At 69.2% G+C, this 24,938-nt stretch carries 27 protein-coding genes and 1 pseudogene; 14 read left to right on the forward strand and 14 right to left on the reverse strand.

What is annotated here, in order from left to right; all coding sequences use genetic code 11:
• Window positions 1-9 precede the first annotated feature (9 nt).
• Window positions 10-429, reverse strand: a complete 420-nt coding sequence (locus A37W_RS0110290; protein WP_018302953.1) for an RrF2 family transcriptional regulator — start codon at window positions 427-429, stop codon at window positions 10-12.
• Window positions 430-583: 154 nt separating this feature from the next.
• On the opposite strand from A37W_RS0110290, the gene A37W_RS21490 reads away from it, so the two are divergent.
• Window positions 584-982 carry a group III truncated hemoglobin gene (locus A37W_RS21490; protein WP_229665972.1) on the forward strand — a complete coding sequence of 133 codons (399 nt, stop codon included), beginning with the start codon at window positions 584-586 and terminating at the stop codon, window positions 980-982.
• Window positions 983-1,005: 23 nt separating this feature from the next.
• On the opposite strand, the gene A37W_RS0110300 is transcribed toward A37W_RS21490, so the two are convergent.
• On the reverse strand, window positions 1,006-1,695 hold the full coding sequence (locus A37W_RS0110300) for an NnrU family protein (protein ID WP_018302955.1): 690 nt from the start codon (window positions 1,693-1,695) through the stop codon (window positions 1,006-1,008).
• Between the two features lie 150 nt (window positions 1,696-1,845).
• On the opposite strand from A37W_RS0110300, the gene A37W_RS21495 reads away from it, so the two are divergent.
• Window positions 1,846-2,109, forward strand: coding sequence for a hypothetical protein (locus tag A37W_RS21495; RefSeq protein WP_018302956.1), 264 nt, complete (start codon window positions 1,846-1,848; stop codon window positions 2,107-2,109).
• Window positions 2,110-2,115: 6 nt separating this feature from the next.
• On the opposite strand, the gene A37W_RS0110310 is transcribed toward A37W_RS21495, so the two are convergent.
• Window positions 2,116-2,811, reverse strand: a complete 696-nt coding sequence (locus A37W_RS0110310; RefSeq protein ID WP_018302957.1) for a Crp/Fnr family transcriptional regulator — start codon at window positions 2,809-2,811, stop codon at window positions 2,116-2,118.
• 116 nt (window positions 2,812-2,927) lie between these two features.
• Here A37W_RS0110310 and A37W_RS0110315 point away from each other — a divergent pair, with 116 nt between their 5' ends.
• Window positions 2,928-4,127, forward strand: coding sequence for an NnrS family protein (locus A37W_RS0110315; RefSeq protein WP_018302958.1), 1,200 nt, complete (start codon window positions 2,928-2,930; stop codon window positions 4,125-4,127).
• A gap of 9 nt (window positions 4,128-4,136) precedes the next feature.
• Here A37W_RS0110315 and A37W_RS0110320 read toward each other — a convergent pair whose 3' ends face one another.
• The 8 genes from A37W_RS0110320 to nirK form a co-directional block, all read right to left on the reverse strand.
• Window positions 4,137-4,859 carry a NapC/NirT family cytochrome c gene (locus tag A37W_RS0110320; RefSeq protein ID WP_018302959.1) on the reverse strand — a complete coding sequence of 241 codons (723 nt, stop codon included), beginning with the start codon at window positions 4,857-4,859 and terminating at the stop codon, window positions 4,137-4,139.
• 4 nt (window positions 4,860-4,863) lie between these two features.
• The gene (locus A37W_RS0110325) at window positions 4,864-5,343 is read right to left on the reverse strand and encodes a nitrate reductase cytochrome c-type subunit (RefSeq protein WP_018302960.1); all 480 of its coding nucleotides are present in this window, start codon (window positions 5,341-5,343) and stop codon (window positions 4,864-4,866) included.
• Entirely contained in the window at window positions 5,316-7,817 is a 2,502-nt protein-coding gene (gene napA, locus A37W_RS0110330; protein WP_018302961.1) for a periplasmic nitrate reductase subunit alpha, read from the reverse strand. Before napA ends, A37W_RS0110325 begins: the two co-directional genes overlap by 28 nt.
• On the reverse strand, window positions 7,814-8,071 hold the full coding sequence (locus A37W_RS0110335; RefSeq protein WP_018302962.1) for a chaperone NapD: 258 nt from the start codon (window positions 8,069-8,071) through the stop codon (window positions 7,814-7,816). The genes napA and A37W_RS0110335 overlap by 4 nt, the downstream gene beginning before the upstream one ends.
• On the reverse strand, window positions 8,064-8,453 hold the full coding sequence (locus A37W_RS0110340) for a ferredoxin-type protein NapF (protein ID WP_018302963.1): 390 nt from the start codon (window positions 8,451-8,453) through the stop codon (window positions 8,064-8,066). Before A37W_RS0110340 ends, A37W_RS0110335 begins: the two co-directional genes overlap by 8 nt.
• A 109-nt stretch (window positions 8,454-8,562) precedes the next feature.
• Window positions 8,563-8,748, reverse strand: a complete 186-nt coding sequence (gene napE, locus A37W_RS0110345) for a periplasmic nitrate reductase, NapE protein (protein ID WP_229665971.1) — start codon at window positions 8,746-8,748, stop codon at window positions 8,563-8,565.
• A 66-nt stretch (window positions 8,749-8,814) separates the two neighbouring features.
• Window positions 8,815-9,606, reverse strand: coding sequence for a formylglycine-generating enzyme family protein (locus A37W_RS21500; protein WP_018302965.1), 792 nt, complete (start codon window positions 9,604-9,606; stop codon window positions 8,815-8,817).
• A 57-nt stretch (window positions 9,607-9,663) separates the two neighbouring features.
• Entirely contained in the window at window positions 9,664-10,791 is a 1,128-nt protein-coding gene (nirK, locus tag A37W_RS0110355) for a copper-containing nitrite reductase (protein ID WP_018302966.1), read from the reverse strand.
• Between the two features lie 204 nt (window positions 10,792-10,995).
• Here nirK and A37W_RS0110360 point away from each other — a divergent pair, with 204 nt between their 5' ends.
• Complete coding sequence (locus A37W_RS0110360; protein ID WP_018302967.1) at window positions 10,996-11,430, forward strand: pseudoazurin; 435 nt, start codon at window positions 10,996-10,998, stop codon at window positions 11,428-11,430.
• A gap of 97 nt (window positions 11,431-11,527) precedes the next feature.
• Here the strand turns inward: A37W_RS0110360 and A37W_RS0110365 are convergent, their stop codons facing one another.
• Window positions 11,528-12,484, reverse strand: a complete 957-nt coding sequence (locus tag A37W_RS0110365; protein WP_018302968.1) for a pentapeptide repeat-containing protein — start codon at window positions 12,482-12,484, stop codon at window positions 11,528-11,530.
• A 117-nt stretch (window positions 12,485-12,601) separates the two neighbouring features.
• On the opposite strand from A37W_RS0110365, the gene A37W_RS24545 reads away from it, so the two are divergent.
• Window positions 12,602-12,724: a cupredoxin domain-containing protein gene (locus A37W_RS24545; protein ID WP_018302970.1), complete on the forward strand. Its 123-nt coding sequence runs from the start codon at window positions 12,602-12,604 to the stop codon at window positions 12,722-12,724.
• A 101-nt stretch (window positions 12,725-12,825) separates the two neighbouring features.
• Here the strand turns inward: A37W_RS24545 and A37W_RS0110380 are convergent, their stop codons facing one another.
• Window positions 12,826-13,575 (reverse strand): sulfite exporter TauE/SafE family protein, encoded by a 750-nt coding sequence (locus A37W_RS0110380; RefSeq protein ID WP_018302971.1) that lies wholly within the window; start codon window positions 13,573-13,575, stop codon window positions 12,826-12,828.
• A 268-nt stretch (window positions 13,576-13,843) separates the two neighbouring features.
• On the opposite strand from A37W_RS0110380, the gene A37W_RS0110390 reads away from it, so the two are divergent.
• The gene (locus tag A37W_RS0110390; protein WP_018302973.1) at window positions 13,844-15,046 is read left to right on the forward strand and encodes an aminopeptidase P family protein; all 1,203 of its coding nucleotides are present in this window, start codon (window positions 13,844-13,846) and stop codon (window positions 15,044-15,046) included.
• 158 nt (window positions 15,047-15,204) lie between these two features.
• Here A37W_RS0110390 and A37W_RS23225 read toward each other — a convergent pair whose 3' ends face one another.
• A complete protein-coding gene (locus A37W_RS23225; protein ID WP_229665970.1) occupies window positions 15,205-15,603 on the reverse strand; it encodes a hypothetical protein in 399 nt (132 codons plus the stop codon).
• A 501-nt stretch (window positions 15,604-16,104) separates the two neighbouring features.
• On the opposite strand from A37W_RS23225, the gene A37W_RS0110395 reads away from it, so the two are divergent.
• From A37W_RS0110395 to A37W_RS0110430, 8 genes and pseudogenes are all read left to right on the forward strand, one after another.
• Complete coding sequence (locus A37W_RS0110395) at window positions 16,105-16,812, forward strand: IS6 family transposase (protein WP_018302974.1); 708 nt, start codon at window positions 16,105-16,107, stop codon at window positions 16,810-16,812.
• A 36-nt stretch (window positions 16,813-16,848) separates the two neighbouring features.
• Window positions 16,849-16,988 (forward strand): annotated as a pseudogene (locus A37W_RS23230) (IS6 family transposase); the annotation flags it as partial.
• 566 nt (window positions 16,989-17,554) lie between these two features.
• Window positions 17,555-19,378: an ABC transporter permease gene (locus A37W_RS0110405; protein WP_018302976.1), complete on the forward strand. Its 1,824-nt coding sequence runs from the start codon at window positions 17,555-17,557 to the stop codon at window positions 19,376-19,378.
• A 1-nt stretch (window position 19,379) separates the two neighbouring features.
• Window positions 19,380-20,498 (forward strand): ABC transporter ATP-binding protein, encoded by a 1,119-nt coding sequence (locus A37W_RS0110410; RefSeq protein ID WP_018302977.1) that lies wholly within the window; start codon window positions 19,380-19,382, stop codon window positions 20,496-20,498.
• A gap of 25 nt (window positions 20,499-20,523) precedes the next feature.
• Window positions 20,524-21,627: an ABC transporter substrate-binding protein gene (locus tag A37W_RS0110415; RefSeq protein ID WP_018302978.1), complete on the forward strand. Its 1,104-nt coding sequence runs from the start codon at window positions 20,524-20,526 to the stop codon at window positions 21,625-21,627.
• 59 nt (window positions 21,628-21,686) lie between these two features.
• Window positions 21,687-22,802 carry an ABC transporter substrate-binding protein gene (locus tag A37W_RS0110420; protein WP_018302979.1) on the forward strand — a complete coding sequence of 372 codons (1,116 nt, stop codon included), beginning with the start codon at window positions 21,687-21,689 and terminating at the stop codon, window positions 22,800-22,802.
• 66 nt (window positions 22,803-22,868) lie between these two features.
• Window positions 22,869-23,969, forward strand: a complete 1,101-nt coding sequence (locus A37W_RS0110425) for an ABC transporter substrate-binding protein (protein ID WP_211206629.1) — start codon at window positions 22,869-22,871, stop codon at window positions 23,967-23,969.
• Between the two features lie 59 nt (window positions 23,970-24,028).
• A complete protein-coding gene (locus A37W_RS0110430; protein ID WP_018302981.1) occupies window positions 24,029-24,901 on the forward strand; it encodes an inositol monophosphatase family protein in 873 nt (290 codons plus the stop codon).
• The last annotated feature ends 37 nt before the right edge of the window (window positions 24,902-24,938 follow it).

Raw genomic sequence — 24,938 nt, forward strand, 5'->3', positions numbered from 1 at the left:
CCTGTCCTCTCAGCTCGCGGCCAGCAGCGGCGCCGGCAGCGCGATGTCGGCGAGCGTGGACCGGTCCAGCTCCGCCAGGAACGCGGCCTCGGCGCCCCTCAGCCGGCCCTTCAGACGGCAGACCGGGGTGACGCAGCAGGCGCCGTCCGGCGCGAAGCACTCCACCAGCGCCTGGTCCTGCTCCAGCAGGCGCACCACGTCGCCCAGAACGATCTCCGACGCCGGCCGAGCCAGCATCGCGCCGCCGCCGGCGCCGCGACGCGTCGCCACGATGCCGTGCCGGGCGAGCCGCTGGACGATCTTGTTCAGGTGGTTGCGCGAGACGCCGAACTCGTCCGCGATCTCGGCGGTGGAGAAGGCCCGGTCAGGCGCGCTCGCGAGGCGCATCAGGGCGCGCAATCCGTAGTCGGTGAAGCTGGTGAGGCGCATCGCGGCGGCTCCGCCCTGAATAAGTATTTACAATGCCTATTACCGCGACTACCCCGGCTTGGCAACAGACAGTCGGGCGATCCCAGCCATGTCCTCACCGCAATCCTCCCTTCCCCCGATCCGCTCCGCCCGGCCGGCCATGACCGCCGAGGCGATGGCCCGCACCGGTCTGGACGAGGCCGTGCTGACCGACCTGGTTCACGCCTTCTACGCCAGGGTCCGGACCGATCCGGTGCTGGGCCCGATCTTCGCCGAACGCATCGGCGACTGGGGGTGGCACCTGGAGAGGATGGTGGACTTCTGGTCCTCGGTCGCGCTGATGACCGGCCGCTACCACGGCGCGCCGGTGCCGAAGCATGCCGGCCTGCCGGTGACCTGGGCGCACTTCGACCGCTGGCTGACCCTGTTCCAGGCCACCGCCGAAGAGGTCTGCACCCCGGAGGGGGCGAAGCATGTGATCGAGCGGGCCGAACGGATCGCCCGCTCCCTCCACATGGCCAGCCAGGAGGCCATAGGGGCGCGGACGCGGTGCCGGTCCTGCGGTAGAGGGTAGCGATTGGCCATAGCGCCTCGCGCCTACGGAAGCGGCGAGACGCCGATCACGACCCCGTGCAGCGCCAGGGCGACCAGCCACAGCGCCAGCCCCGCGACGGCGCGGCGCAGCAGGGGGCCGCCATTCCGTCGCCGCCAGTCGGGGTCCGCCAGCGGCGCAAGGGACAGGAGCGACGTAGCGGCGAAGAAGGCGCGGGCCTCCCGCTCCGGCAGGGCGGCGCGGGCGCGGGCGTCGAAGACGGGGATGAAACCGGCCCCCATCGCGAGGAACAGCCCGAACAGGATCGCGTGCGCCAGATCGCCGTTCGCCAGCAGGTGCGCGCCGGCCCAGAGGGACAGCGCCCAGAGGAGCGGATGCCGGGTGACCGCGGCGAGGCCCGGGTCGGCCGGATCGAACCGCGCGCCCCGACGGGCGCCCAGCGTGAAGGGCTGCCGGATGCCCAGTCCGCAGGCGAGGAGCACCATCGCCAGCGGCATCGCCAGGTTCGGCCCCCAGCGCATCCACGACGTCTGCCACCACAGCACCACCACCGGCGCCCGCGCCGCCGCGACGACGACCCAGAGCAGAAGCACGATCGAGGTCAGGCCGTAGAGGGTGAAGTAGGCGCGCCGTCCGATCCGCCCGATGGCCGCCGCGCGCAGGCCGGTGCGGGCGGGCAGGTAGTGGCTCGCGGTGAAGGCGGCGAGGGTGAGCGCGAAGGGCAGCCAGGTCAATTCTCGGTCTCCTTCCTCCCGCGCGCGACGGGCGGCGCGGCCCGTCTCCGACGGCTCTACCGCCCCCGACCGAGCCCGTTGTTGTGCCAGCGCAAAGACCGCGCCCGCTCGCCCCCTCATGCTCGGATCCAGCGAAAGGAGGGTCAGCACATGCGGAGCAGGAAGATCGACGATCCCGACCTGTCGCTGGCCGAGATGTTCGACGCCTGGCCCGAGACGGCCGACGCGTTCATCCGCAACGGCACCCTGTGCTACGGCTGCCCGATCGCGCCGTTCCACACGGTGATCGACACCTGCGCGGAATACCACCTCGACGAGGCGACCTTCCGGGCACAGGTGGCAGAGACGGTGGACGAGGCGCACGCGGAGGAGCGGCCGACGGAACGAAGCAGGCGGCCGCGGCTGCGGGCGTGAGGGCGTCTAGCCCGCCGCGCCGCTCAGCAGGACCAGGCGGTGCGGCGCGGTCACGGTGACATGCCGCCGGGTGCTGGCGACGACGCCGTCCTTCTCCCAGGCCGAGAGGAGCCGGCTGACGGTGTGCAGCGTGGTGCCGGTCATCTCGGCGATGTTGGCGCGCGTGATCGGGAAGGCGATCTCGATCCCGTCCTCGACCTTGCGGCCGGACTGGTTGACCATCCGCAGGATCGCCGCCGCCACCCGCTGCTCCACCGCACGCGTCGCCAGATCCTCGACCCGCGCCTGGAACTCGCCCAGCCGGGCGCCGAGGGTGCGGTAGCTTTCGCTGGCGAAGCCGTCGTAGGTCCGGGCGAACCCGTCCCACAACCCGACCGGCCAGGACAAAGCGAGCGACTCCGACGCGCAGACCGCCGTCGCGGGATAGGTGGTGCGCCCGATCGCCGGCGCGATCCCGAACAGCTGCCCCGGCGGGATGTGCAGGGCGATCACTTGCTCGCCGTCGGGGTTGGTGCGCACGACGCGGATGTAGCCGTCGAGCAGCAGGTGGAAGCGGTCCGCCTCATGCCCCTGGAGAAAGACCGAACTGCCCTCGTCGTAGCGGCGGGACAGGGCGGCATCCAGGATCTCGCGGATCTGGGCCCGGGACAGCCGCGAGAAGGGCGGCAGGCCGGTCAGGAGACTTTCGTCGAGCTTGGGCACGCGGGGACCGGAACCTTGCGTCGGAACAACATTCGGGGGCCGAGCCTAGGGCAGTCTGCCGTCACACGGAAGCGGCCTGTCCGGGCCGCGCCACGTCTTCGGAAGAGGTCACGATCATGACGCCCCGCCCTGCCTACCCCGGTCCCGCCCTGTTCAGCTACGGCTTCCGGCCGTTCTTCCTCGCCGCCGCCCTGTTCGGGCTGGGGGTCGTGCCGCTCTGGCTGCTGGTCTGGCAAGGCCGGCTGGCGATCCCGGGGCCGTTCCAGCCGGTCGACTGGCACGTGCACGAGATGATCTTCGGCTATGCGGCCGCCGTCATGGCCGGCTTCCTGTTCACCGCGGTGCCGAACTGGACCGGCCGGCTGCCGACCCGCGGCTGGCCGCTGATGACGCTGGTCGCGACGTGGGTGGCCGGCCGGCTGGCAGTGGCGGGGCTGCTCCCTCTGTCCGTGCTCGCCGTGGCGGCGGTGGACTGCGCCTTCCTCCTCGCCATCGGGGTCATGACTGTCGTCGAGATCGTCGCCGGGCGGAACTGGCGCAACCTGATGGTCGTGGTGCCGGTCGGACTGCTGTTCGCGGCGAACGTGACCTTCCACGCCGAGGCGACGCTGCTGGGCGGCGCGGCGATCGGCAGGCGGCTCGGGCTCTCGGTGATCCTGTTCCTCGTCATGCTGGTCGGCGGCCGCATCATCCCCAGCTTCACCCGCAACTGGCTCGCCAAGGCTGGCGCGTCCCGGATGCCGGTCCCTTTCGGCCGCTTCGACGGCGTCTGCCTCGGCGTCGGCGGGATCGCGTTGCTGGGCTGGAGCCTGTGGGGCGAGACCGCGGCGGGCGCCGTCCTGCTGCTCCTCGCCGCCGCGCTCCATGCCGTCCGCCTGGCCCGCTGGCGAGGGCCGGCGACGTGGCGGGCGCCGCTGCTTCTCATGCTGCACCTGGCCTATGCCTTCCTGCCGGCCGGACTTCTCGCGCTGTCCGCCGCTGGGCTGGGACTGGTGCCGGCGGCGGCGGGGCTGCACCTTCTGGGGATCGGTGGCGTCGGCGGCATGACCGTCGCGGTCATGATCCGGGCGACGCGGGGCCATACGGGGCGCAGCCTCGACGCCGGACCCGCTCTCACCGCGGCCTTCGGGCTGATCGCCGGCGCGGCGCTGCTGCGGGCCGGCGGTGCGGCCCTCGGCCTCGGCGGCGTCGATGGCATCACGCTCGCCGCGCTGGCCTGGACGGCGGGCTTCGCCCTCCTCTCGGTGCGCCTTGCCCCCTGGCTGGCGCGCCCCGCCGTCGCGCCCCGGCGGCCGAACCCGGCAGCGGCGGCGTGAGGTGCAGGGTCAGTTCTCGGGGAAAGCCTCTTCGGGTTCGACAGGTTCGACGCTTTCGAGGTAGCCCTCGATCTCGGCATTCTCCTCGCCGGTCAGCCCGGGCTGGATCTCGCCGTGCAGGCCGGCGGGCACGAGCCAGCCCGGATCGACGCCCGTCATGTCCGGCAGCTCGTGCGCGATCCCCATGTGGCAGTCGATACAGGTGGCCTCGCCCTCGATCAGGTATTCGGTGTGGATCTCGGCGGCGCGCGGCGCCTGCCGGCTGAGGTCCATCGCGATCTCGGAATGGCAGTTGCGGCATTCCAGGCTGTCGTTCGCCCGAAGCCGCGTCCACTCGCGCATCGCCATCTCGAGCCGGTGGTCGAGGAACTCGGACCGGGTGTCGATCACCCCGAAGATGTGGCCCCAGACCTCCTTCGACGCCTGCATCTTGCGGGCTATCTTGTCGGTCCAGTCGTGCGGCACATGGCAATCCGGACAGGACGCCCGCACCCCGGACCGGTTCGAGAAGTGCACCGTGCGCGACAGCTCCTCGTAGACGTTCGCCTCCATCTCGTGACAGGAGATGCAGAACGCCTCGTTGTTGGTCGCCTCCAGCGCGGTGTTGAAGCCGCCCCAGAAGATCACGCCGCCGATGAAGCCGCCGAGCGTGAGGAAGCCGAGGCCGAGCGTATGGGCGGGTCTCGCGAGGATGTTCCACGCGCCCCGGAAGAGTCGGGCGATCCAGCGCATCTTTCTACTCGCTCCCCGCCGGCGCGACGCCGAGCTCGCTCATGTCGACGAAGTCGTTCGGGATCAGCGGCTGGGTGTCCGCCTGGGGCACGTGACAGGCGGTGCAGAAATACCGGCGGGGCGACACGTCGGCCAGCATCTGCCCCTCCCGTGTCATGTAGTGCGTCACCGAGATCATCGGCGCGCCGGAGCCTTCCGTCGCCTCGCGGCGATGGCAGGACAGGCAGCGGTTGGTGTTGACCGACAGCTGGTACCCTTCGATCGAGTGGGGGATGATCGGCGGCTGCTCGGGGTATTCGCGCATCACGCGGAAATCGTCCGTCACCCAGTGCGGGATCGGCTCGGCCGGGACCGGCTCCATCGGCTGGTCCGGCCCGTAGAGCTCCGCCGGCTCCTGGGCGACGACGACGCCGGCCAGGCACAGTGCCGACAGGACGACCAGCAGGCGGAGGCCGGTCAGACGCGAAGGATCTTGACTGCGCATTTCTTGAAGTCCGTCTGCTTGGAAATCGGATCGGTGGCATCGAGCGTGACGCGGTTGATCAGCTTGCTGGCGTCGAACCACGGCACGAAGACCACGCCCGAGGGCATCCGGTTGCGCCCCCGCGTCTCGACGCGCATCCGCACCTCGCCGCGGCGCGACACCACCCGCACCTCGGAGCCCTGGTTGAAGCCGAGCCTCCGTGCGTCGGCGGCGTTCATGAACAGCACCGCGCCGGGAAACGCCTTGTAGAGCTCGGGGACGCGCATCGTCATCGAGCCGGAATGCCAGTGCTCCAGCACCCGGCCGGTGACGAGCCAGAAGTCATACTCCTCGTCCGGGCTCTCTGCCGGCGGCTCGTAGGGCACGCCGAGGATCACCGCGCGGCCGTCTGGGCGGCCGTAGAATTCCACACCCGCCCCCGGCGCGACGTAGGGATCTAGGCCTTCGCGGAATCGCCAGCGAGTCTCCTCTCCGTTCACGACCGGCCAGCGCAGTCCCCGAACCTCGTGATACACCTCGTAGGGCGCCAGATCGTGACCGTGGCCGCGGCCGAAGGCGGCATATTCCTCGAACAGGCCCTTCTGGACGTAGAAGCCGAAATGCGCCGCCTCGTCGTTGGCATAGTCGGGATCGACGTCGGCCAGCGGGAAGGCGTTCACCTGCCCGTTGGCGAAGAGCACGTCGAACAGGGTCTTGCCCCGATACTCCGGATGCGCGTCCAGTATCTCGGCCGGCCAGGTCTCGTCGGTGGTGAAGCGTTTCGAGAACTCCATGAGCTGCCACAGGTCCGAGCGCGCCTCACCCGGCGCGTCCACCAGCTGGTGCCAGGAATGGGTGCGCCGCTCGGCGTTGCCGTAGACCCCCTCCTTCTCGACCCACATCGCGGCCGGCAGGATGATGTCCGCCGCCATCGCGGTGACCGTCGGGTAGGCGTCGGAGACGACGATCAGGTTCTCCGGGTTGCGGTAGCCCGGATAGGTCTCGTTCGAGGTGTTCGGCGCGGCCTGCAGGTTGTTGTTCACCTGGATCCAGTAGAAGTTGAGCACACCGTCCTTCAGCATCCGGTCCTGCTGCACGGCGTGAAAGCCGGGAACGGGATTGAGCAGCCCGTGCGGCAGCTTCCAGAGTTCCTCGGTGTGGGCGACATGCTCGGGGTTGGTCACCACCATGTCGGCCGGAAGCCGGTGCGCGAAGGTGCCGACCTCGCGCGCGGTGCCGCAGGCCGAGGGCTGGCCGGTGAGCGAGAAGGGAGAGTTGCCCGGCTCGCTGATCTTCCCGGTCAGCAGGTGGATGTTGTAGATCATCTGGTTCGCCCAGACGCCGCGGACGTGCTGGTTGAAGCCCATGGTCCAGAGCGACATCACCTTGCGGTCCGGGTCGGCGTAGATTTCCGCCAGCTCCTGCAGGAAGGCCGGGTCGACGCCGGACAGCTCGCTCACGTAGTCGAGGGTGTAGGTCGAGACGAGCTCGGCGAAGCTCTCGAAGTCCGACGGCTCCATCAGCCCCGGATTGCCGGCGCCGGTGGCGGCCATCTCCAGCTCGTGCTCGGGGCGCAGGCCGTAACCGATGTCGGTGGCGCCGCGCATGAAGGTCGTGTGCTTCGACACGAACTCCTCGTTCACGGCGCCCGACTGGATGATGTGGTTGGCGATGTAATTGAGGATCGCGAGGTCGGTGCCGGGCCGGAACACGATCGGGATGTCGGCCAGATCCATCGAGCGATGGGTGAAGGTCGACAGCACGGCGCACGTCACCCCCGGCGTCCCCAGCCGCCGGTCGGCGAGCCGGGTCCAGAGGATCGGGTGCATCTCTGCCATGTTCGAGCCCCAGAGCACGAACGCGTCCGCGGCCTCGAAGTCGTCGTAGCAGCCCATCGGCTCGTCGATGCCGAAGGTCCGCATGAAGGCGGTGGCGGCCGAGGCCATGCAGTGCCGCGCGTTCGGATCGAGGTTGTTGGAGCGGAAGCCGCCGCGCATCAGCTTGGAGGCGGCGTAGCCTTCCATCACCGTCCACTGGCCCGATCCGAACATGCCGATGCCGGTCGGCCCCTTGTCGGCCAGCACGGCCTTCACCTTGTCGGCCATGACGTCGAAGGCCTCGTCCCAGCTCACCGGCTCGAACTCGCCGTCCTTGGCGAAGACGCCGCCGCGCTTGCGCATGAGCGGGGTCGTCAGGCGGTCGCGGCCATACATGATCTTGGACAGGAAGTAGCCCTTGACGCAGTTCAGGCCGCGATTGACCTCGTGCTGCTGGTCGCCGTGGGTCGCGACGACGCGCCCTTCCTTGACGCCCACCATGACGCCGCAGCCGGTCCCGCAGAAGCGGCAGGGCGCCTTGGACCACTTGATCTCGAGCGCCTCGGTCCCGCCCGGGACGGGCTGTGCGGCGGCCGGGGTCGACAGGCCGGCCGTGGCCGCGGCGACGGCGGCCGCCTGGGCCTTCAGCACGTCGCGCCTGCTGGGAAAGTCCTTCATGACAGCGCGCCCTCCTCTTCCGAATGTTCGAAGACCATGTTGGCGCTGATCACGCCGTCCATCAGGCTGATCGTCGTCAGCCGGTCCCCCAGATCGCCCGTGCTCCACCCCTCGATGGTCACGACGATGCGGGTCTCGCCGGATCCGTGCACCTCGACCCCCGGCAGGTCGGGCAGACGCGCCGCGACCTCGTCCGCGCGGCCGGGCCGAACGGCGATGACCGCGCTCGAGACATGCCAGCGTCGCTCAGGCATCTGCAGGCTCCCTGATTTGCGGCGTGATGGCGCCGGCCGGACAGGGGCCCACGCAGGCGCCGCAGCCGGAACAGAGCGCCGGATCGAGGACCGGCAGGAACGGGCCGCCGATCCTGGGGCGCACCGTGATCGCCTCCTCGGGGCAGGCGTCGCGGCACGTCATGCAGGACACGCCGTTCCGGGCGAGGCAGTCGTCGCCGAGGATCATCTCGTGCGCCATGCCGGCGCCGGCGGTGAAGACGGATTCGGGGCAGGCGTCGGAACAGGTGCCGCAGAAGGTGCATTCGCCAGCAGCCATCTCCAGCGCCACCCGCCCCTCCGCGATGGTCAGGACCTGCTCCGGGCAGGCGTCGACGCATTCGCCGCATCCCGTGCAGGCCATGACGCTCGCCGCCGTCACGCCCGGAGGGCGGGGTGGGACTGCCCGGCCGGGCTGCCTGCCGGTCAGGAAGCTGCGTCGGCTGAGGCGTGTCGACGTGCCCATGGCAGCCTCAATGTCCCATCGGTCCGGGGGGGCCGGCCACCAGCTGATACATCCAGACCAGAAAGCCGTAGCCGCCGACGACCCCGACGGCCACGATCGGCCAGATGCCGAAGGCCAGGATCAGGAAGAGTGCGACCTCGCTCCGCCGAGAGCGAGGCGCCTCCGGAAGGGGCGTCATACGGTCGTTCGCCACGCTCGCATCTCCGTGGTCACCTTACCGTCGTCTCACGAGAACGTTACCAAAGGGTTACCGGTTGCGTCAACCTTGGGTGGCGTCGCGGACGAGGCGCAGGCCGAGATGGTCGGGCGGAAGGCCCAGCCCGCAGCCGCCCCCGCGCGCGTCGCGGACGAAATCGGGGAGCGGGGCCCGGTGCTGTCCGGCGGCGAGGCGGATACCGCAATGCTCCCCCTCGATGGTCAGCGATCCGCCCGCCTCGATCCGTCCCGTGATCCGGCAGGTGTCGGTCCATTCCCAGACGTTGCCCGCCAGATCGAGGAGGCCGTGGCTGTTCCGGCCGAACCCGTCGGACGCTCTGAGCGGCAGGTCGGTCTCTCTGCCCGCGGTGTTCCGCTCGTAGTCCGCCAGCATCCGCGCGCCGGTGTCGCCTGCCGGGACAGCGTCGTCGCGGAACCGCTCGGCCGCGGCGCGCTGCCATTCCTCGTCGGTGGGCAGGCGCCATAGCACGCCGGTGCGGCGCGACAGCCAGCGGGCGTAGGCGGTCGCGTCGTGCCAGTTCATCCCGGTCTGCGGCAGCGGCCCGGCGCCGGTGCCGAGATCGTCGCACGCCCCGTCCGCGACGCAGGCCGCCCAGTCGTCCCGGGTGACCTGCCGCTCCATTATGTCGAGAGGCGCCTGCGGTCGCCGGACGATCAGCGGCGGACTGGCCGGCCGGCCCTCCTTCCGCCAGTCACCCGAGGGGCGCCAGAGGTAGGGCTCCGCCGGGACCGTGACGACGGGCGGTCCCTCGACGGGGCGCGGAGCCCGGCCGAACAGGCCGGAACCGCCGAGGGCCGCCGCGGCGAGAGCGAGGGCGAGGGCCGTGACTTTCATGTCCGATGCTCCCGGAATGCGGGGGGCGGCCATCCGCCCCCCTGCGTGGCGACCGGATCAGAAGCTGGCGTAGGGCGTCGGCGCCTGCACCTGCTCCATCAGGTCGTTGTTCCACGTCCCCTCGACCACGAAGTGGGCGGTCGCGCCGAGGTTCGCCGCCTCGATCAGGTTGTGGTTCACGTAGGCGTAGACGCCGGGCTGCAGGAACTCGTAGAGCGCCGCACCGGCCGAGCCGCCGCGGATGAACCACGTCTCCAGATCGCGCGCGGGCGGGTTGGCGAACTTGCCCTCTTCCCAGACGAGGTCGCCGTGGCCGCCGATCAGGTGCGGACGGGTGTCGCGGTTGGCCTGGCTGTGGATGATCAGGACCTTCTCGCCGACATTGGCGGTCAGCGCGTTGTCTCCGGTCAGGGCGCCCACCGCGCCGTTGAAGACGACATGCGTCGGGATCAGGCCGTTCATGACGTCGAGCGTGTCGGGATAGCTCTCGGCCACCGTCTCGTAGCGGCGGAAGTCGCCGTTCTCGTCCCGCGGGATGTAGAACTCGTTCTCGCCGATGTAGACCACCCGGTCGTAGCGGACGGGACGGCCCTCGTGGTCGACGAGGCCGCCGCGCGGCAGGACCATGATCGCGCCCGCCATGCCCGAGACGACGTGCCAGGGGATCACCGGGCCGCCCGGCGCGCAGTGGTAGACGAAGACGCCCGGCCGCGTCGCGCGGAAGCGCAGCACCGTCTGCTCGCCCGGCAGGACGTGGGTCAGCGCGCCGCCGCCGAGGGCGCCGGTCGCCGAGTGGAAGTCGATGTTGTGCTCCATCGTGTTGCTGGGCGGATTGCGGAGCGTCAGCTCGACGTAGTCGTCCTGGTGGACGACCATCAGCGGGCCGGGGATCGACCCGTTGAAGGTCATCGCCTGGAGATAGGCGCCGCGATCGACCTCGATCTCCTTCTCGACGATGTCCATCGTGAACTCGACGATCCGCGGCCCGCCGGTGGCGACCTGGTCGTGCGGGTGCACGAAGGGCGGTGCGACCAGCTCGTGGCGGATGCGCGTCAGGCGGGACAGGTCGGCCGGCGGGGCGGCGGCAACGTCGGGCGCGGCCTCGGCGGCGGCCGACTGGACGAGGATCGGGGCGGCGGCGGCAAGGCCGGCGGCGCCGAACAGGGCGGCTCTGCGGGTGATCATCCGGGGTCTCCTTCTCGATGATCGCTTCATCATGAATGGAAGGTTACGGCCAGGTGACGTCGGGAACGTTGCGCCAGGACAAGCTTTCCGGCGGTGGGCGACGGGCGCGCCGGTCCCTTCGGACTTTGCGGTGGAGCAACGTCGGGTGGCGGGTCCATCGCTAGACGTGCAGCCGGACAACCACCAAGAACAAAGGAACACGTCATGAAACCCGCTGCTGCTCTCGCCCTCCCGCTCCTGCTGGTCCTCGGCGCTCCTGCGCTGGCCGAGGAGCACGTCGTCCAGATGCTGAACCGCGGCGAGGCCGGCGCGATGGTGTTCGAGCCGGCCCTCGTCCGGGCGGCCGTCGGCGACACCGTCCGCTTCGTGCCGACCGACCGGGGCCACAATGCCGAGACGATCGAGGGGATGCTCCCCGAGGGCGCCGCGATGGTCGAGGGAGAAATGGACGAGGAGGTCGTCCTGACCGTCGACGCGGACGGCGTCTACGGCATCCGGTGCCGGCCGCACTACGCGATGGGCATGGTCGCGCTGATCGTGGCGGGCGAGCCGGCGAACGTGGACGCCGCCGCCGGGGTGAGCCACCCCGGACGGGCCGGCACGGCCTTCGAGGAGCTCCTCACGCGCGCGGCCGAATAGCCGCGCCGGACATTGGAGACCGTCGACCGCCTCCCTTAGGTGGCCGACGGCCCACGCTCCCGGCGCCGCGCAGGTCGGCGCGGGGGCTGCGCGCGCGTCAGAGGACGTGGAGGCCGAGCTGCCCGAGCAGGTCGCCGGCCTGCCGCTTGGAGATGATCGCGCCCCGGAACCGATCCGCCTCGGTCAGCCTCAGGCCGCCGAGATCCGCCCCCCGAAGGTCGGCGCCCTGGAACCGGCAGTCGGCGATGTTCGCGTCCCGCAGCGAGCAGTCGTTGAGGACGGCCTCGCGGAAGTCGCAGCGCCGCAGGTCGGCCTCGCTCAGATCCAGCCCGGACAGGTGCGCCTTGCGGAAGGAGAATCCCGGAAGCACGGACAGGACCAGCAGGACCTCCTCGAAGGTGACGTCGAGCGCGGCGACGCTGCCGAGGTCGGCGCCCGTCATCTTGCACCGGGCGAAGCGCACCGAGGACAGCCGCGCCTCGACAAAGCTGGCGTTGGCGTAGCTGCCGCCCTCGACGACCGTGTCCGCCAGCGCGGCGCCGGCGAAGGTCGCGCCGGGCGCCCGGCAATTGACGAACGCCGAGTCGCCGAAGCGCGCGCCGGTGAGGCGCGCCCGTGCCAGGCTGCAGGTCTCGAACCGCCAGTCGGTGACGTCGAGGTGGCCGAGGTCGAGCTCGTCGAAGACGCAGCCCCGGAAGGTGACGCGGCCCGCCGTGCGGGCGAGACGGTCGAGGTCCGCGCGGGTCGGCGTCGCGCTCTCGATCAGGGTGTCGGGCGGCCCGTCGGTGCGGTCTGTTTCGTGGCTCATCTGGCGGTAACCTTTTTTGGCCCCTGTCGCGGGGGCTGGGGGCGCCCCTCGTTCGCAGCCCTCGGGACCGCCCGCAAGACCGGCGGCGCGGGCGCGGCGGCGGTCAAGTCCGGCGGAGACGTGGTTTTGGGCAATGACCCGGCGGCCGCCGCGCTTGCGCAGGATGCGGGTGTCGATGCCGGTGACGGGATCGTCGACGCGGTCGAGGTGGAAGTCGCTGATGAGCAGCGCGGCGGCGTCGCCCATAAGCTCGATGGATGTCGAAGCCGAGCCGTCCCTCGCGCGCGGCGCGGACGAAGTCGCGAAGCTGGGCTAAGTGATACGGACTGTGTCTATGGCATCCGGTGCCGGCCGCACTACGCCATGGGCATGGTCGCGCTCATCGTCGCGGGCGAGCCGGCGAACGCGGACGCCGCCGCCGAGGTGAGGCACCCCGGACGGGCCGGCACGACCTTCGAGGAGCTCTTCGCGCAGGCGGCCGAATAGCCGCTGACCGGACGGAAGGCTGTGACCACCGCTCTCAGGCGGTGGTCACAGGCGGTCCGATCCAGCGCGACCTTCGGAGATACCAGCCGCCGCCGGCTCACTCAGGCGACGAAGAAGATGATCGTCATCGTGATCCCCACCGCCACGATGCCCGCGCGCAGCAGGTCCGTCCGGCGGATGCGGCGCGCATAGCGGGCGCCCACCACGCCGCCGACCGTCGTCGCCACGGCGAGGACGAGGGCCGAGTTCCACGCGATCAGGCCGGCCGCCGCGTAGGTCGCCACGGACACCACCGACAGCAGCGCGGACAGCGCGTTCTTCAGGCCGTTCATGCCGTGCAGGTTGGTGAAGCCGATCAGCCCGAGCACAGCCAGCAGCATGATCCCGAGGCCGCCGTTGAAGTAGCCGCCGTAGACGGAGACGAGGAATATGGCCAAGCCGGACGGGACCGGCCCCATGTCCCCGGACCCCCGGTGCCGGATCGCCTCCAGCAAGCGCGGACCGGCGGCGAAGAGGACGGTCGCTGCAAGCAGCAGCCACGGCACGATCCCGACGAAGGCGTCTCCCGGCGTGACGAGGAGCAGGCCGGCTCCGACGAGGCCGCCCGCCGCCGCGATCGCCACGATGGGCCGGAGGCGCAGCGTTCCCTCGGCCGACACGTCTCCCCGGTAGGCCCAGGCGCTGCCCATGTAGCCCGGCATCGCCGTCAGGGTCGCTGTCGCATTGGCCATGATCGGCGGCACGCCCAGCCAGACGAGGGCGGGAAAGGACAGGAACGTCCCGCCACCCGCCACCGCGTTCAGCATGCCGGCCAGCACCCCGGCGACGACGAGGACCAGTGTCGCTGTCATGTCCTGAACCACCCCCAAGATCGGCGCTCCCTCTTGCCCCAACCCGGGGTCGGTCCGCAAACGACATCGCCCGTCTGGCGTCAGGACGCGCTCGGCTCCCTTGAGCGAAGGACCGGCTCCGTGCTATGGGCGGGCAGGGCCGGCGATGGCGTCGCCAGCGCCGCGGGCGCGCCCGTCTCACCCATCCTGAACGCCGGGATCCTGCTGTTCCACCATCGTGGGAAAGGGGGGTCTCTTTCCGCGATGGTGCTCGAGAGGGACTGACCCGATGAACCGTCCGGATTTCTACCGTTTCCACCAGGGCGACCGCGTCCTGCCGTTCGAGGGCGCCGAATACGACGCCCGCCTCAATGGCCTGCGCCGGATCATGGCCGAGGCCGACCTCGACGCCTGCGTCCTCACGTCGATGCACAACATCGCCTACTATTCCGGCTTCCTCTACTGCGCCTTCGGGCGGCCCTACGCGCTGGTCGTGACGCCGACGGACGCCGTGACAATCAGCGCCGGCATCGACGCCGCCCAGCCCTGGCGGCGCAGCCACGGCGACAGCCTCACCTACACCGACTGGCAGCGGAACAACTACTGGCGGGCGATCCGGTCGGTGACCGGGACCGGCCGGGCACTCGGCTACGAGGGCGACCACCTGACGCTGGCGCAGAAGGCCCTTCTGGACGAGTTCCTCGCCCCGTCCCGCACGGTCGACGTCGCCCCGGCGACGATGCGCCAGCGGATGCACAAGTCCCCGGCCGAGATCGCGTTGATCCGGCAGGGCGCGCAGGTCGCCGACGTTGGCGGCTACGCGATCCACGAGACGGTCAAGGAGGGCGCGCGCGAGATCGACGTGGCGATGGCCGGCCGCGACGCGATGGAGCTGGAGATCGCCAAGCGATTCCCGAACGCCGAGTATCGCGACACCTGGGTCTGGTTCCAGTCCGGCCTCAACACCGACGGGGCTCACAATCCGGTCACTGCCCGTCGGCTGGAGCGCGGCGACATCCTCAGCCTCAACACCTTCCCGATGATCAGCGGCTACTACACCGCGCTGGAGCGGACGATGTTCGTGGGCGAGGTCGATGCGGCGAGCCTCGCGATCTGGCAGGCCAACGTAGCGGCCCACGACTACGGGATGAGCCTCCTGAAGCCGGGCGCGACCTGCGCCGAGGTCACGGAGAAGATCAACGCCTTCTTCGCCGAGCGGGAACTTCTGCAATACCGCACCTTCGGCTACGGCCATTCCTTCGGGTTGCTGTCCCACTATTACGGCCGAGAGGCCGGTCTGGAGCTGCGCGAGGACATCGACACCGTGCTGGAGCCCGGCATGGTCATCTCGATGGAGCCGATGCTGACGATCCCCGAAGGTCAGCCCGGTGCCGGCGGCTACCGCGAGCACGACATCCTCGTCATCTCGGAGGATGGTAACGAGGACATCACCGGCTACCCCTACGGCCCGGACTACAACGTGGTCGGATGAGACATCGTCGTGGCCCCCAGTGGGGCCACGACGTCCGTTGTGTTGGCGGATTTCGCGGCGGGCTGTGTGCGGCTGCGAGCGCACCGCGCCCGCAGCCGCCGGGATTAAGAGGTAATTACCGAGCAGCTTGATGAGAAACTCCAGCTCTGGGTGTCGCTTTAAGCTACGGTAGAAGCCGGCGGCTCCTCCACATCAAGTATGGTCAGCGTGACGATCTCACCGTCATCGCGAAGAAGCGGGACCTTTTGAAGCTTCCGCATTCCAATCATCGTGGCGCCCAACAGGGAAGCGACCAGAATGTTGGCTGGAATAGGAAGCGGGCTCATGGTCAGGGTGCCGAAACGATCGCCCTCGCGATCGATTCTGTAGGTTACAATCCGTCCGGAAATGACGAGATCATCTGCCGCTGGCTCCAAAGCGCCACGGGAGATTTTAAGTTTATGGCGGAGAAGGCCATTTAATAGCGGAGGATTTGGCGAGTGCTTGGTTCGGTTGTGGCGAAGCAAGCGCTCGATGCCCACTCTGTCCTCGACTGTAAGTGCGAAGCCGACCTCCATCGCACTCTCCTCCCACAACGAGCGTATATCCCTGCTCAATGGCAGGTGCGTGGTATTTGCCGCAGTCATGTTAACTCCCGGGGACAAATCGCCCCATTTTCTCAAGAAGGTTTTTGAGAAAGCCCCGGGCGGTCGGTCTGCGTAGCTACGCCCTGACCACCCGGGGGATCGGGCGGTTCAGAAGAAGATACCGAAAAAGGTTCTCGTGCCTGACCATGCTGTTCAAATTAGGCATACCGCTCGTGTTGTCAACGACGGGGATTTCGGCCGAGGCAGCGCTCCGATCGCAAACCCTTGTCTGGGATCGAGATGCAGATATTGTCGGCGGACTTACCATACAATCTTATCTGCCGAGCTGCACGAGCGGTCTGTCACGTTCCTCCGCGCCGCGCAGGAGAAGGCGGATGACGTCCGAACGGGTCAGGATGCCCGCGAGCCTTCCGTCTGGGACTGTCAGAGGAACTGCTTGAGCGGGGCAGGGCGCGCACCTAGCGTCAGTGGATGACCCAGCCGAACCCGTTCCGGTACTTCAAGACCAGCCCCGAGATCATCCGCCTGGCGGTGATGCTGTACGTCCGCTTCCCCCTCTCGCTGAGGAATGTCGAGGACCTGCTGCACGAGCGCGGCATCGAGGTCAGCCATGAGACTGTGCGCTACTGGTGGAACAGGTTCGGGCCGATGTTCGCGGCGGAAATCCGGCGGCGTAGGATCCAGAGCCTGCGGTCCAGCAGATGGCAGTGGCATCTCGACGAGGTCTTCGTGAAGATCAACGGTAAGACGCACTACCTCTGGCGCGCCGTCGACCACGAGGGCGAGGTGCTGGAGGCGGTCGTCACCAAGACCCGGGATCGCGCGGCAGCCTTACGTTTCCTGAAGAAATTGCTGCGCCGCCACGGCCGGCCAGAAGTCCTGGTCACCGACCGGCTGCGGACCTACGGCGCTGCCCTTCGGCAACTGGACCTGCAGGGCAGGCAGCAGTCGGATGGCCGCTGGATCAACAACAGGGCGGAGAACTCCCACCTGCCGCTTCGACGACGGGAGAGGGCGATGCTCCGCTTCCGCCGGATGCGAAGTCTGCAGAAGTTCGCCGCCGTCCACTCCTCCGTCTACAACCACTTCAATCTCGAGCGCAGCCTCTCCAGCCGATCCATTTTCAGGACGAACCGCACCGCCGCCCTCGAGGAGTGGCGCGGCCTCTACGCCGGGTAGGAGAAGCTCGTCCGCCGCAAACTGAGACTGGTTCGCATTAGTCTGACAGCACCCTCCCCGGAGATCATCCGCCTGGGTGATGCTCTACATCCGCTTCCCGCTCTCGCTCCGGAACGTCGAGGACCTGCTGCACGAGCGGGGGATCGAGGTCAGCCACGAGACGGTACGCTACTGGTGGAACAGGTTCGGCCCGATGTTCGCCGCCGAGATCCGCAGGCGCCGGGTCGGCGCGTGTCGGGCGACATGGAAAACTGACCCCTCCTCGGAGGGAGGTCACATGGACGAACCGGTGTTGCAGGGTTCTTCGCGGGGACAGGTATCGCGGAGGATCGAGATGCGGACGCCTGATGAGGTGTCGGCGATGCTGGCGCTCAAGGCGCGTGGGTGTCCGATTCCCGCTTTCGCTGCGGAACGTCGAGGACCTGCTGCATGAGCGGGGATCGGAGTCGGTCATATCGCGGTGTCTCCGGGTTGGCCGGAAAGGTCACGTGGGTCTGGCCGCTGCAATTGGGGCAGAAGGCGGGCCCGGCGCGACCGCCAGAGGCGAGCTGTTGCACGGTCTATGCAAGTAGTTGCAGATTCCGTTTGACCGGAAGCAGAGGATGTGGGAACCCTAATCCCGTCGGAGGAGGTGCAGGCGACTTTTTTGCTGGTTTAGCGGAAATCGCACCGGCAATCAGGGCGCTGTCGCGACAGGGAGGGACATCATCATGACCCGCAATATATTGCAATCGGTCTTCGCGTGACGGTCGCGTCGGCACTGGCGGGGCAGGGGGGCCGGGCGACGCGCCTGCTCTACCGCCTGCGGATCGCGATGCGCGAGCCGACGACGCTGATCGGCGTCGTGATGGCGCTGCTCTTCGCCTATCTCATCATCGTTCCCATCGTGTCGATCCTGCTCGATGCGGTGCAGACCCAGTTCGGGGACGAGCGGCGCACCGCGACCGAGGTGGGCGGCTGGACCGGCTACTACCTGCACCGGACCTTTGCCTCGCCCATCGCCCGGGACATGTTCTGGGAGCCGCTCTGGAACACGCTCTCGGTCGCCTTCTCGACCATCGCGATCTCGATCGTCCTCGGCGGCTCTCTCGCCTGGCTGGTGAGCCGGACCGACATGTTCGGCCGGCGCTGGTTCGCGACCGCGCTGATCGTGCCCTACATGCTGCCCGCCTGGACCTTTGCGCTGGCGTGGACCACGCTGTTCAAGAACCGCACCGTCGGCGGCCAGCAGGGCTGGCTGGAATCGCTCGGGGTCTCGCCGCCGGACTGGCTCGCCTACGGGCGCGTGCCGATCACGATCATCCTGGCGCTGCACTACACGCCCTTCATCATCCTGCTGTTCGGCTCCGCGCTGCGGCGCTTCGACAGCCAGCTCGAGGACTCGGCCCGGATCCTCGGCGCCGGGCGGGGGCGGATCGCGCTGTCGATCATCCTGCCGCTGATGAAGCCGGCGCTGATCTCGGCCGTGGTGTTGATCTTCGCCAAATGCCTGGGCGAATTCGGCGTGGCCTACGTGCTCGGCCTGCCGGTGAAGTTTGACGTGCTTGCCACCTCGCTCTACCGCAACATCGGCTCGCGTCAGACCGGCGTGGCGGGGGTGCTGGCAGGCGCGATCATGCTCCTCGGCATCCTGACGCTGCTGGTGGACGCCTATCTGGTGCGTGAGGCGCGGCGCTACGTCACCGTCGGCTCCAAGGGGTCGATGAACCGGCAGAGCCGGCTCGGCCCCTGGCGGCTCGCCGCGACGGGCTATGCGGGGATCTTCTTCCTCGTGGCCGTGGGCCTGCCGCTGCTGACCCTGTTCCTGTCTACCGTAATGCGGGTTCCGGCGCGCTTCACCTGGGAAAACTTCACCCTCGACTTCTGGATCGGCCGCAACCTCGACACCGTGGCGCTGCGGCAGGGCATCCTGCTGACCCCGGATTTCTGGGCCGCGGCCTGGAACACGCTGTGGATCGTCGGCTCAGCCTCGGTCGTGTCGGGCCTGCTCGGGCTGCTGGTGGGCTACACCGTGGTGCGGACCCCGTTCCGCCCGCTCGGCAGCTTCCTGCGGCAGGTCACCTTTTTCCCCTACCTGGTGCCGGGAATCGCCTTTGCCGCGGCCTACCTGTCGCTCTTTGCCGTCGCCCGCGGCCCGGTCCCGGCGCTCTACGGGACCATGTGGATCCTGATCCTCGCGCTGATCGCCGATCAGATGCCCTATGCCTCGCGCGCCGGGCTGTCGGCGATGATGCAGCTCGGCAAGGAGCCGGAAGAGGCGGCGCAGGTCGCGGGCAGCGGCTGGTTCCACCGGATGACCCGGATCGTGATCCCGATCCAGAAGTCCAGCCTCGTCACCGGCGTGCTGCTGCCGTTCATCTCGGGGATCAAGGGGCTGAGCCTTTTCGTAATCCTCGCGGTGCCCTCGACCGACGTGCTGACCACCTACTCGCTCCGCCTCGTCGACTACCACTACACCCAGGCCGCCAATGCCGTGGTCCTGATGGTCGCCGGCCTCGCCTATTTCGGCACGGTCGCGGCCCAGAAACTCACCAAGACCAATCTCGCCGAAGGACTGGGAGGCTGACATGCCGGGCATCACGCTCAGAGACGTGCAGAAGAGCTATGGCGGCTACACCGCGGTGACCGGCCTCGACCTCGAGGTGCGGGACGGAGAGTTCCTCTGCCTCCTCGGCCCCTCGGGCTGCGGCAAGACCACCACGCTCCGGATGATCGCGGGGCTGGAGAACCTGACCGGCGGCTCTCTCGCCGTCGGCGACCGGGTGGTCGACTGCCCCGACCGGGCCACCTTCGTCGCCCCCGAGAAGCGGGGGATGGGGCTGGTGTTCCAGAGCTACGCGCTCTGGCCGCACCTGACGATCGAGGACAACGTGGGCTTCGGGCTGAAGCTGCGGAAGGTCGGCCGGGCCGAGCGGAAGAAGCGCACCCAGGAGGTGATGGAGGCGCTGGGGATCGCGAAATACGCGGGCCGCTACCCGAGCCAGTTGTCCGGCGGGCAGCAGCAGCGGGTGGCGCTGGCGCGGATGCTGGCGGTGAACCCCTCGGTGCTGCTGCTGGACGAGCCGCTCTCCAACCTCGACGCGCGGCTGCGGCTGGAGATGCGGGCGGAGCTCAAGCGGATCCACGAGTCGTTCAAGACGACCATCGTCTTCGTGACCCACGACCAGTGGGAGGCGATGACGCTCGCCGACACCATCGCGGTGATGAACGAGGGCACGCTGCAGCAGCTCGGCACGCCGGACGACATCTACGAGCGGCCCGCCAACCGTTTCGTGGCCGAGTTCGTGGGCTCGCCGCCGATCAACATCCTCGAGTTCGGGATGGAGGACGAGCTGGTGCAGGGCGCGCGGCGCTACCTCGGCCAGCGGCATCCGCAGATCTCGGGCGCGGGCTCCATCGGGATCCGGCCGGAATCGATCCGCATCGAGACCGACAAGGCGGCGCTACGCGAGGCCGACTTCAGCGCGCCCGCGAAGGTGTCGGGCATCCTGCCGACCGGCGGAAGCTGGATCGTGGAGCTCGAGACCGGGGGGCGGGCGATGTTCATGAACACCCATGTTGCGCCGCGCGTGAGCGTGGGCGACCGGCTCTGGCTCCAGGTGCCGGCGCGGGCGCTGAATGTGTTCGACGCCAGGGGCGTGAGGGTCGCCGCGGCGGACGAGGTGCTGTCGCACGCGGCGGCCTGACATTTCAACAGGAACGGAGGAACCCATGACACGGATGCACACGGGACGGGCGGCGCTCGCGCTGGCCCTGACCGCGGGAGGAGCCGCGGCGCAGGACTTCGACCTCGACGCGCTGATCGAGGCGGCGCGGGCCGAGCCGCCGCTGGTGGTCTATGCCGTCACCGGCAAGATCGTGGAGACGGCGGAGGCCTTCTCCGAACTATACGGTGTCGAGGCCGAGGGGCGGAAGGTCAACGAGGCCGACCAGATCGAGCTGACCATCCGCGAAGCGCAGTCGGGCAACGTCGTGGGCGACCTCGCCGTGGCGGGCGACGTGGCTGCTCTGTTGGGCCAGGTGGTGCCACAGGGCCTCGCGGCGAGCTGGCTGCCGCCGGACATGGCCGAGGGCATCGCGCCCGGTGAGCAGGATCCGCTGGTCGTGGTCTCGGACCCGCATGTCTGGGCCTATTCGACCGAGGTCTGGGACGAGTGCCCGGTCTCGAACGTCTGGGAGCTGACCGAGCCCGAGTGGCAGGGCCGGCTCGCGATGATGGACCCGCTGGTTAAGGCGCTCTACGCCGACTGGTTCAACCAGCTCGAGACCCATCACGACGACGCCATGGCTGCGGCCTACGAGGCGCATTTCGGCCATCCGCTCGAGACCGAGGAAGCGAGCGCCACCGCCGCCTGGGTCCGCGCCTTCGCCGAGAACGCGCCGCTCCTGGGCGATTCCACCGCCGTCGCGCAGGCGATCGGGGCGGTCGGGCAGGAGGCGCCGTTCTTCGGCATCCTCTCCACCGCCAAGTTCCGCGACAACCTGACGGGCGAGCTTTCGCTCGGCATCTGCGAGGGGATGGAGCCGTTCTCGGGCTGGCTCTACCCCGGGCTCGCGATGATCGCGGAGGGGACCGACAGCCCGAACGCCGCGCGGCTCTTTACCCGCTACCTGCTGACCGAGGAAGGGATCGCCCCGATGTCGGTCGACGGGAAGATGTCGTCCAACAGCGCCGTCCCGGCCAACCCCGAGGAGGTCTCGGGCGTGGCGGAGGTGATGGACCAGCTCATGACCTACGACACCGCGACGGCGGCGGAGGACTTCGACCGCCGGCAGGACTGGCAGGACTTCTGGCGCATCCACTACGCGCGCTAAGCATCGGGCCCGGCGCCGAGGAGGGTGCGGGGCCTTTCAACGGGAGGAGGAGAGAGACGATGACGAAAGATGCGACGTTCCGGGGCTGGGTCCCCGCGCTCGGCCTTGCCCTCGCGGCCGGAGGGGCGCAGGCGCAGGACTTCGACCTCGACGCGCTGATCGAGGCGGCGCGGGCGGAACCCCCGCTCGCCGTGTTCGACAGCACTGGCAAGATCGTCGAGATGGCCGAGGCCTTCGCGGCGGAATACGGGCTCGAAGCGGTCGGCCAGAAGGTCAAGGCCGAGGAACAGCTCGAGATGATGGCACGCGAGGCGATAGCCGGGAACGTGCAGGGCGACGTCTCGATCATCTCGGACGCGCCGGCGGCGATCGCGCAGCTCCTGCCGAACGGTTTCGCGGAAAGCTGGGTGCCGCCCGACCTCGCCGATTCCATCCTGCCGGAATACCAGGACCCACTGGTCGTGGTCACAATGGCCAACGTATGGACCTACAACACCGAGATCTACGACGCCTGCCCGGTGTCGAACGTCTGGGAACTGACCGAGCCGGAATGGCGCGGCCGGGTCGCGATGCAGGACCCGCTCGGCAAATCGGTCTACACCGACTGGTTCAACCAGATGCAGTCGCATGGCGACGCCGAGATGGCCGCCGCCTTCGAGGCGCATTTCGGCACCGCACCCGACCTGTCCGAGATGTCGGCGACCGAGCAATGGGTCGCCGCCCTCGCCGCCAACGCGCCGCTGCTCGGCAGTTCCGACAGCAACGCGGGCGAGGCGGTGGGGGCGCCGGGCCAGTCCGAGGGATTCATCGGACTAATGAGCTCGGCCAAGTACCGCGACAATGCCGACAGCGACTACCGCCTCGGGCTGTGCGCGGACATGCAGCCCTGGATCGGCTTCACCAATGCCGGTGTCGGCCTGATCGCGAGCGGGACCGACAGCCCGAACGCGGCACGGCTGTTCATGCGCTGGGTGCTGACGCCCGAGGGGATCGCCCCGCAGGCCGAGGACGGCAAGATGTCGTCCAACACCGAGGTCGGCCTGCCGGACGACGAGCCCTCGGGCATCGGCGCCTCCTGGAACCGGCTGCTCACCTACGACATGTCGACCGCGCTCGACGACTGGGACAGCCGGCAGGACTGGCAGGATTTCTGGCGCCTCAACTACGTGCGCTGAGGAACGGCGGGGGGCGGTCCGCCGCCCCCCGGGAACGACCGGGAGGAAACAGGGAACATGACGACCATGACGAAACTCGCCGCATCCGTCATCGCGCTGGCCGCGCTCGCCGGGCCCGCGCTGGCGCAGGACTTCGACCTCGAGGCGCTGATCGAGGCGGCACGTGGCGAGCCGCCGCTGACCGTTTACGACAGCACCGGCAAGATCGTCGACATGGCCGAGACCTTCGCGGCCGAATACGGGCTGCAGGCCACCGGCGAGAAGGTGTCGGCCAACTCGCAGCTCGAGATGATCATCCGCGAGGCGCAGGCCGGCAACGTCGTCGGCGACGTGCTGATGATCACCGACGCGCCGGCGGCGCTGGCGCAGCTGATCCCGCAGGGCTTCGTGGAAAGCTGGATCCCCGGCGACATGACCGCGAACATCCCGGCCGAGTACCAGGACCCGCTGACCGCCACGACGAACGCGAACGTCTGGGCCTACAACACCGAGGTCTACGACGAATGCCCGGTGTCCAACATCTGGGAGTTGACGGAGCCCGAGTGGCAGGGCCGCGTCGCCTTGACCGACCCGCTGTCGAAGTCGAGCTACACCGACTGGTTCAGCCAGATGGAGGCGCATTCGGACGCCGAGATCGCGGCGGCCTACGAGGCCCATACCGGCAATCCGCTGCCGGGCGATTACGACAGCGCGACCGAGGCCTGGGTCGCCGCGCTGGCGGAGAACGGCCCGCTGCTGACCGATGGCGACGACCCGGTCTCGGCCGCGGTCGGCGCGCCGGGGCAGGCGGAGCCGTTCATCGGACTGATGAGCTCGGCCAAGTTCCGCGACGTGGAGGATATGGGTCACCGGATGGCGATCTGCGACACGATGGAGCCCTTCGTCGGCTGGACCTATTCCAAGCTTGCGCTCATCGCGACCGGCACCGACAGCCCGAACGCCGCACGGCTCTTCGTGCACTACGTGCTGACCGAGGACGGGATCGCGCCGCAGATGGTGGACGGCAAGGTGCCGACCAACACCCAGATCGCGATGCCGGCGGACGAGCCTTCGGGAATCGTCGATCTCTGGGACCGGCTCCTGCCCTACGACAGCTCCACCGGCCTCGACGACTGGGACACCCGGCAGGCCTGGCAGGACTTCTGGCGGATGCATTATAGCCGCTGACCCGCTCCCGCTCCGGGCCGTCTTCCGGCCCGGAGCCCACCACGAAAGGACCATTCCCGATGACGATCATCGCCGCAGTGGACTCTCCCGCGGACGGGGACGCTCTGGCGGCCCGGCTGCGCCGGGTGGCGGAGGAGGTCGCCCGCGAGGCGGGCGATCCCCTGAAGGGCGCCTTCCGGGCGGCGATGGAGGTCGACTACAAGGTGGACCTCCACGACCCCGTCACCGTCCACGACCGCCGCACCGAGGCGCTGATCCGCGACCGCCTGCTGGGCGAGGTCCCGGACTCCGCTTTCCTCGGCGAGGAGGGCGGAGAGATCGGCTCCGGCCCGGTGAAATGGCTCGTGGACCCGATCGACGGGACCTCGAACTTCGCGGCCGGCCTCGCCTTCTGGTGCGTCTCGATCGGCGCGGTGGCGGACGGCCGGATCCTCGCCGGGGTGGTCTACGATCCGATGACCGGCAACCTGTTCTCGGCCGACCTCGACGGCGTCTGGCTGAACGGAGAGCCACTGGTCCCCCGCCCCGCGCGCGAGGAGGCGAGGGCGGCGCTCATCACTGGCTTCCCCGTTCAGCGCGACTTCCGCCTCGACGGGCGCGAGACGGCGCTGGCCGATTTCGGCGAGTTGGTCTCGGCCTTCTCGACCCTCCGCCGCCCCGGCAGCGCGGCGTTGACGCTCTGCCATGTCGCGGCCGGCTGGACCGACGCGGCGGTGGGCTTCGGCGTGAACGCCTGGGACGTGACCGCCGCCATCCTGGTCCTGCGCCAGGCCGGTGGGCACTATCGCCCGCTGACGCTCGGCAAGGTGCCCGACGGCTCGGCCGATCAGCTCTGTCCCGGCTACGTGGCCCATGGTCCCGGCGCCACCTATCCCACCCTCGACCGCGTGGCCGACCGGATCGACGCCCGCCGCCGGGCCCGCGCGGCATGAGCCGCAGCGCCCCCCCGGCCAACCAGAACGGAGACCT

The sequence above is a fragment of the Wenxinia marina DSM 24838 genome (assembly GCF_000379485.1).
GTDB lineage: Bacteria > Pseudomonadota > Alphaproteobacteria > Rhodobacterales > Rhodobacteraceae > Wenxinia > Wenxinia marina.

Excerpts from the sequence above, each read along its gene's own strand:
- A37W_RS0110290 (WP_018302953.1), bottom strand. The coding sequence starts at position 429 with ATGCGCCTCACCAGCTTCACCGACTACGGATTGCGCGCCCTGATGCGC.
- A37W_RS21490 (WP_229665972.1), top strand. The coding sequence starts at position 584 with ATGGCCCGCACCGGTCTGGACGAGGCCGTGCTGACCGACCTGGTTCAC.
- A37W_RS21495 (WP_018302956.1), top strand. The coding sequence starts at position 1,846 with ATGCGGAGCAGGAAGATCGACGATCCCGACCTGTCGCTGGCCGAGATG.
- A37W_RS0110315 (WP_018302958.1), top strand. The coding sequence starts at position 2,928 with ATGACGCCCCGCCCTGCCTACCCCGGTCCCGCCCTGTTCAGCTACGGC.
- A37W_RS0110320 (WP_018302959.1), bottom strand. The coding sequence starts at position 4,859 with ATGCGCTGGATCGCCCGACTCTTCCGGGGCGCGTGGAACATCCTCGCG.
- A37W_RS0110325 (WP_018302960.1), bottom strand. The coding sequence starts at position 5,343 with ATGCGCAGTCAAGATCCTTCGCGTCTGACCGGCCTCCGCCTGCTGGTC.
- napA (WP_018302961.1), bottom strand. The coding sequence starts at position 7,817 with ATGAAGGACTTTCCCAGCAGGCGCGACGTGCTGAAGGCCCAGGCGGCC.
- A37W_RS0110335 (WP_018302962.1), bottom strand. The coding sequence starts at position 8,071 with ATGCCTGAGCGACGCTGGCATGTCTCGAGCGCGGTCATCGCCGTTCGG.
- A37W_RS0110340 (WP_018302963.1), bottom strand. The coding sequence starts at position 8,453 with ATGGCCTGCACGGGATGCGGCGAATGCGTCGACGCCTGCCCGGAGCAG.
- A37W_RS21500 (WP_018302965.1), bottom strand. The coding sequence starts at position 9,606 with ATGAAAGTCACGGCCCTCGCCCTCGCTCTCGCCGCGGCGGCCCTCGGC.
- nirK (WP_018302966.1), bottom strand. The coding sequence starts at position 10,791 with ATGATCACCCGCAGAGCCGCCCTGTTCGGCGCCGCCGGCCTTGCCGCC.
- A37W_RS0110360 (WP_018302967.1), top strand. The coding sequence starts at position 10,996 with ATGAAACCCGCTGCTGCTCTCGCCCTCCCGCTCCTGCTGGTCCTCGGC.
- A37W_RS0110365 (WP_018302968.1), bottom strand. The coding sequence starts at position 12,484 with ATGGGCGACGCCGCCGCGCTGCTCATCAGCGACTTCCACCTCGACCGC.
- A37W_RS24545 (WP_018302970.1), top strand. The coding sequence starts at position 12,602 with ATGGGCATGGTCGCGCTCATCGTCGCGGGCGAGCCGGCGAACGCGGAC.
- A37W_RS0110380 (WP_018302971.1), bottom strand. The coding sequence starts at position 13,575 with ATGACAGCGACACTGGTCCTCGTCGTCGCCGGGGTGCTGGCCGGCATG.
- A37W_RS0110390 (WP_018302973.1), top strand. The coding sequence starts at position 13,844 with ATGAACCGTCCGGATTTCTACCGTTTCCACCAGGGCGACCGCGTCCTG.
- A37W_RS23225 (WP_229665970.1), bottom strand. The coding sequence starts at position 15,603 with ATGGAGGTCGGCTTCGCACTTACAGTCGAGGACAGAGTGGGCATCGAG.
- A37W_RS0110395 (WP_018302974.1), top strand. The coding sequence starts at position 16,105 with ATGACCCAGCCGAACCCGTTCCGGTACTTCAAGACCAGCCCCGAGATC.
- A37W_RS0110410 (WP_018302977.1), top strand. The coding sequence starts at position 19,380 with ATGCCGGGCATCACGCTCAGAGACGTGCAGAAGAGCTATGGCGGCTAC.
- A37W_RS0110415 (WP_018302978.1), top strand. The coding sequence starts at position 20,524 with ATGACACGGATGCACACGGGACGGGCGGCGCTCGCGCTGGCCCTGACC.
- A37W_RS0110420 (WP_018302979.1), top strand. The coding sequence starts at position 21,687 with ATGACGAAAGATGCGACGTTCCGGGGCTGGGTCCCCGCGCTCGGCCTT.
- A37W_RS0110425 (WP_211206629.1), top strand. The coding sequence starts at position 22,869 with ATGACGAAACTCGCCGCATCCGTCATCGCGCTGGCCGCGCTCGCCGGG.
- A37W_RS0110430 (WP_018302981.1), top strand. The coding sequence starts at position 24,029 with ATGACGATCATCGCCGCAGTGGACTCTCCCGCGGACGGGGACGCTCTG.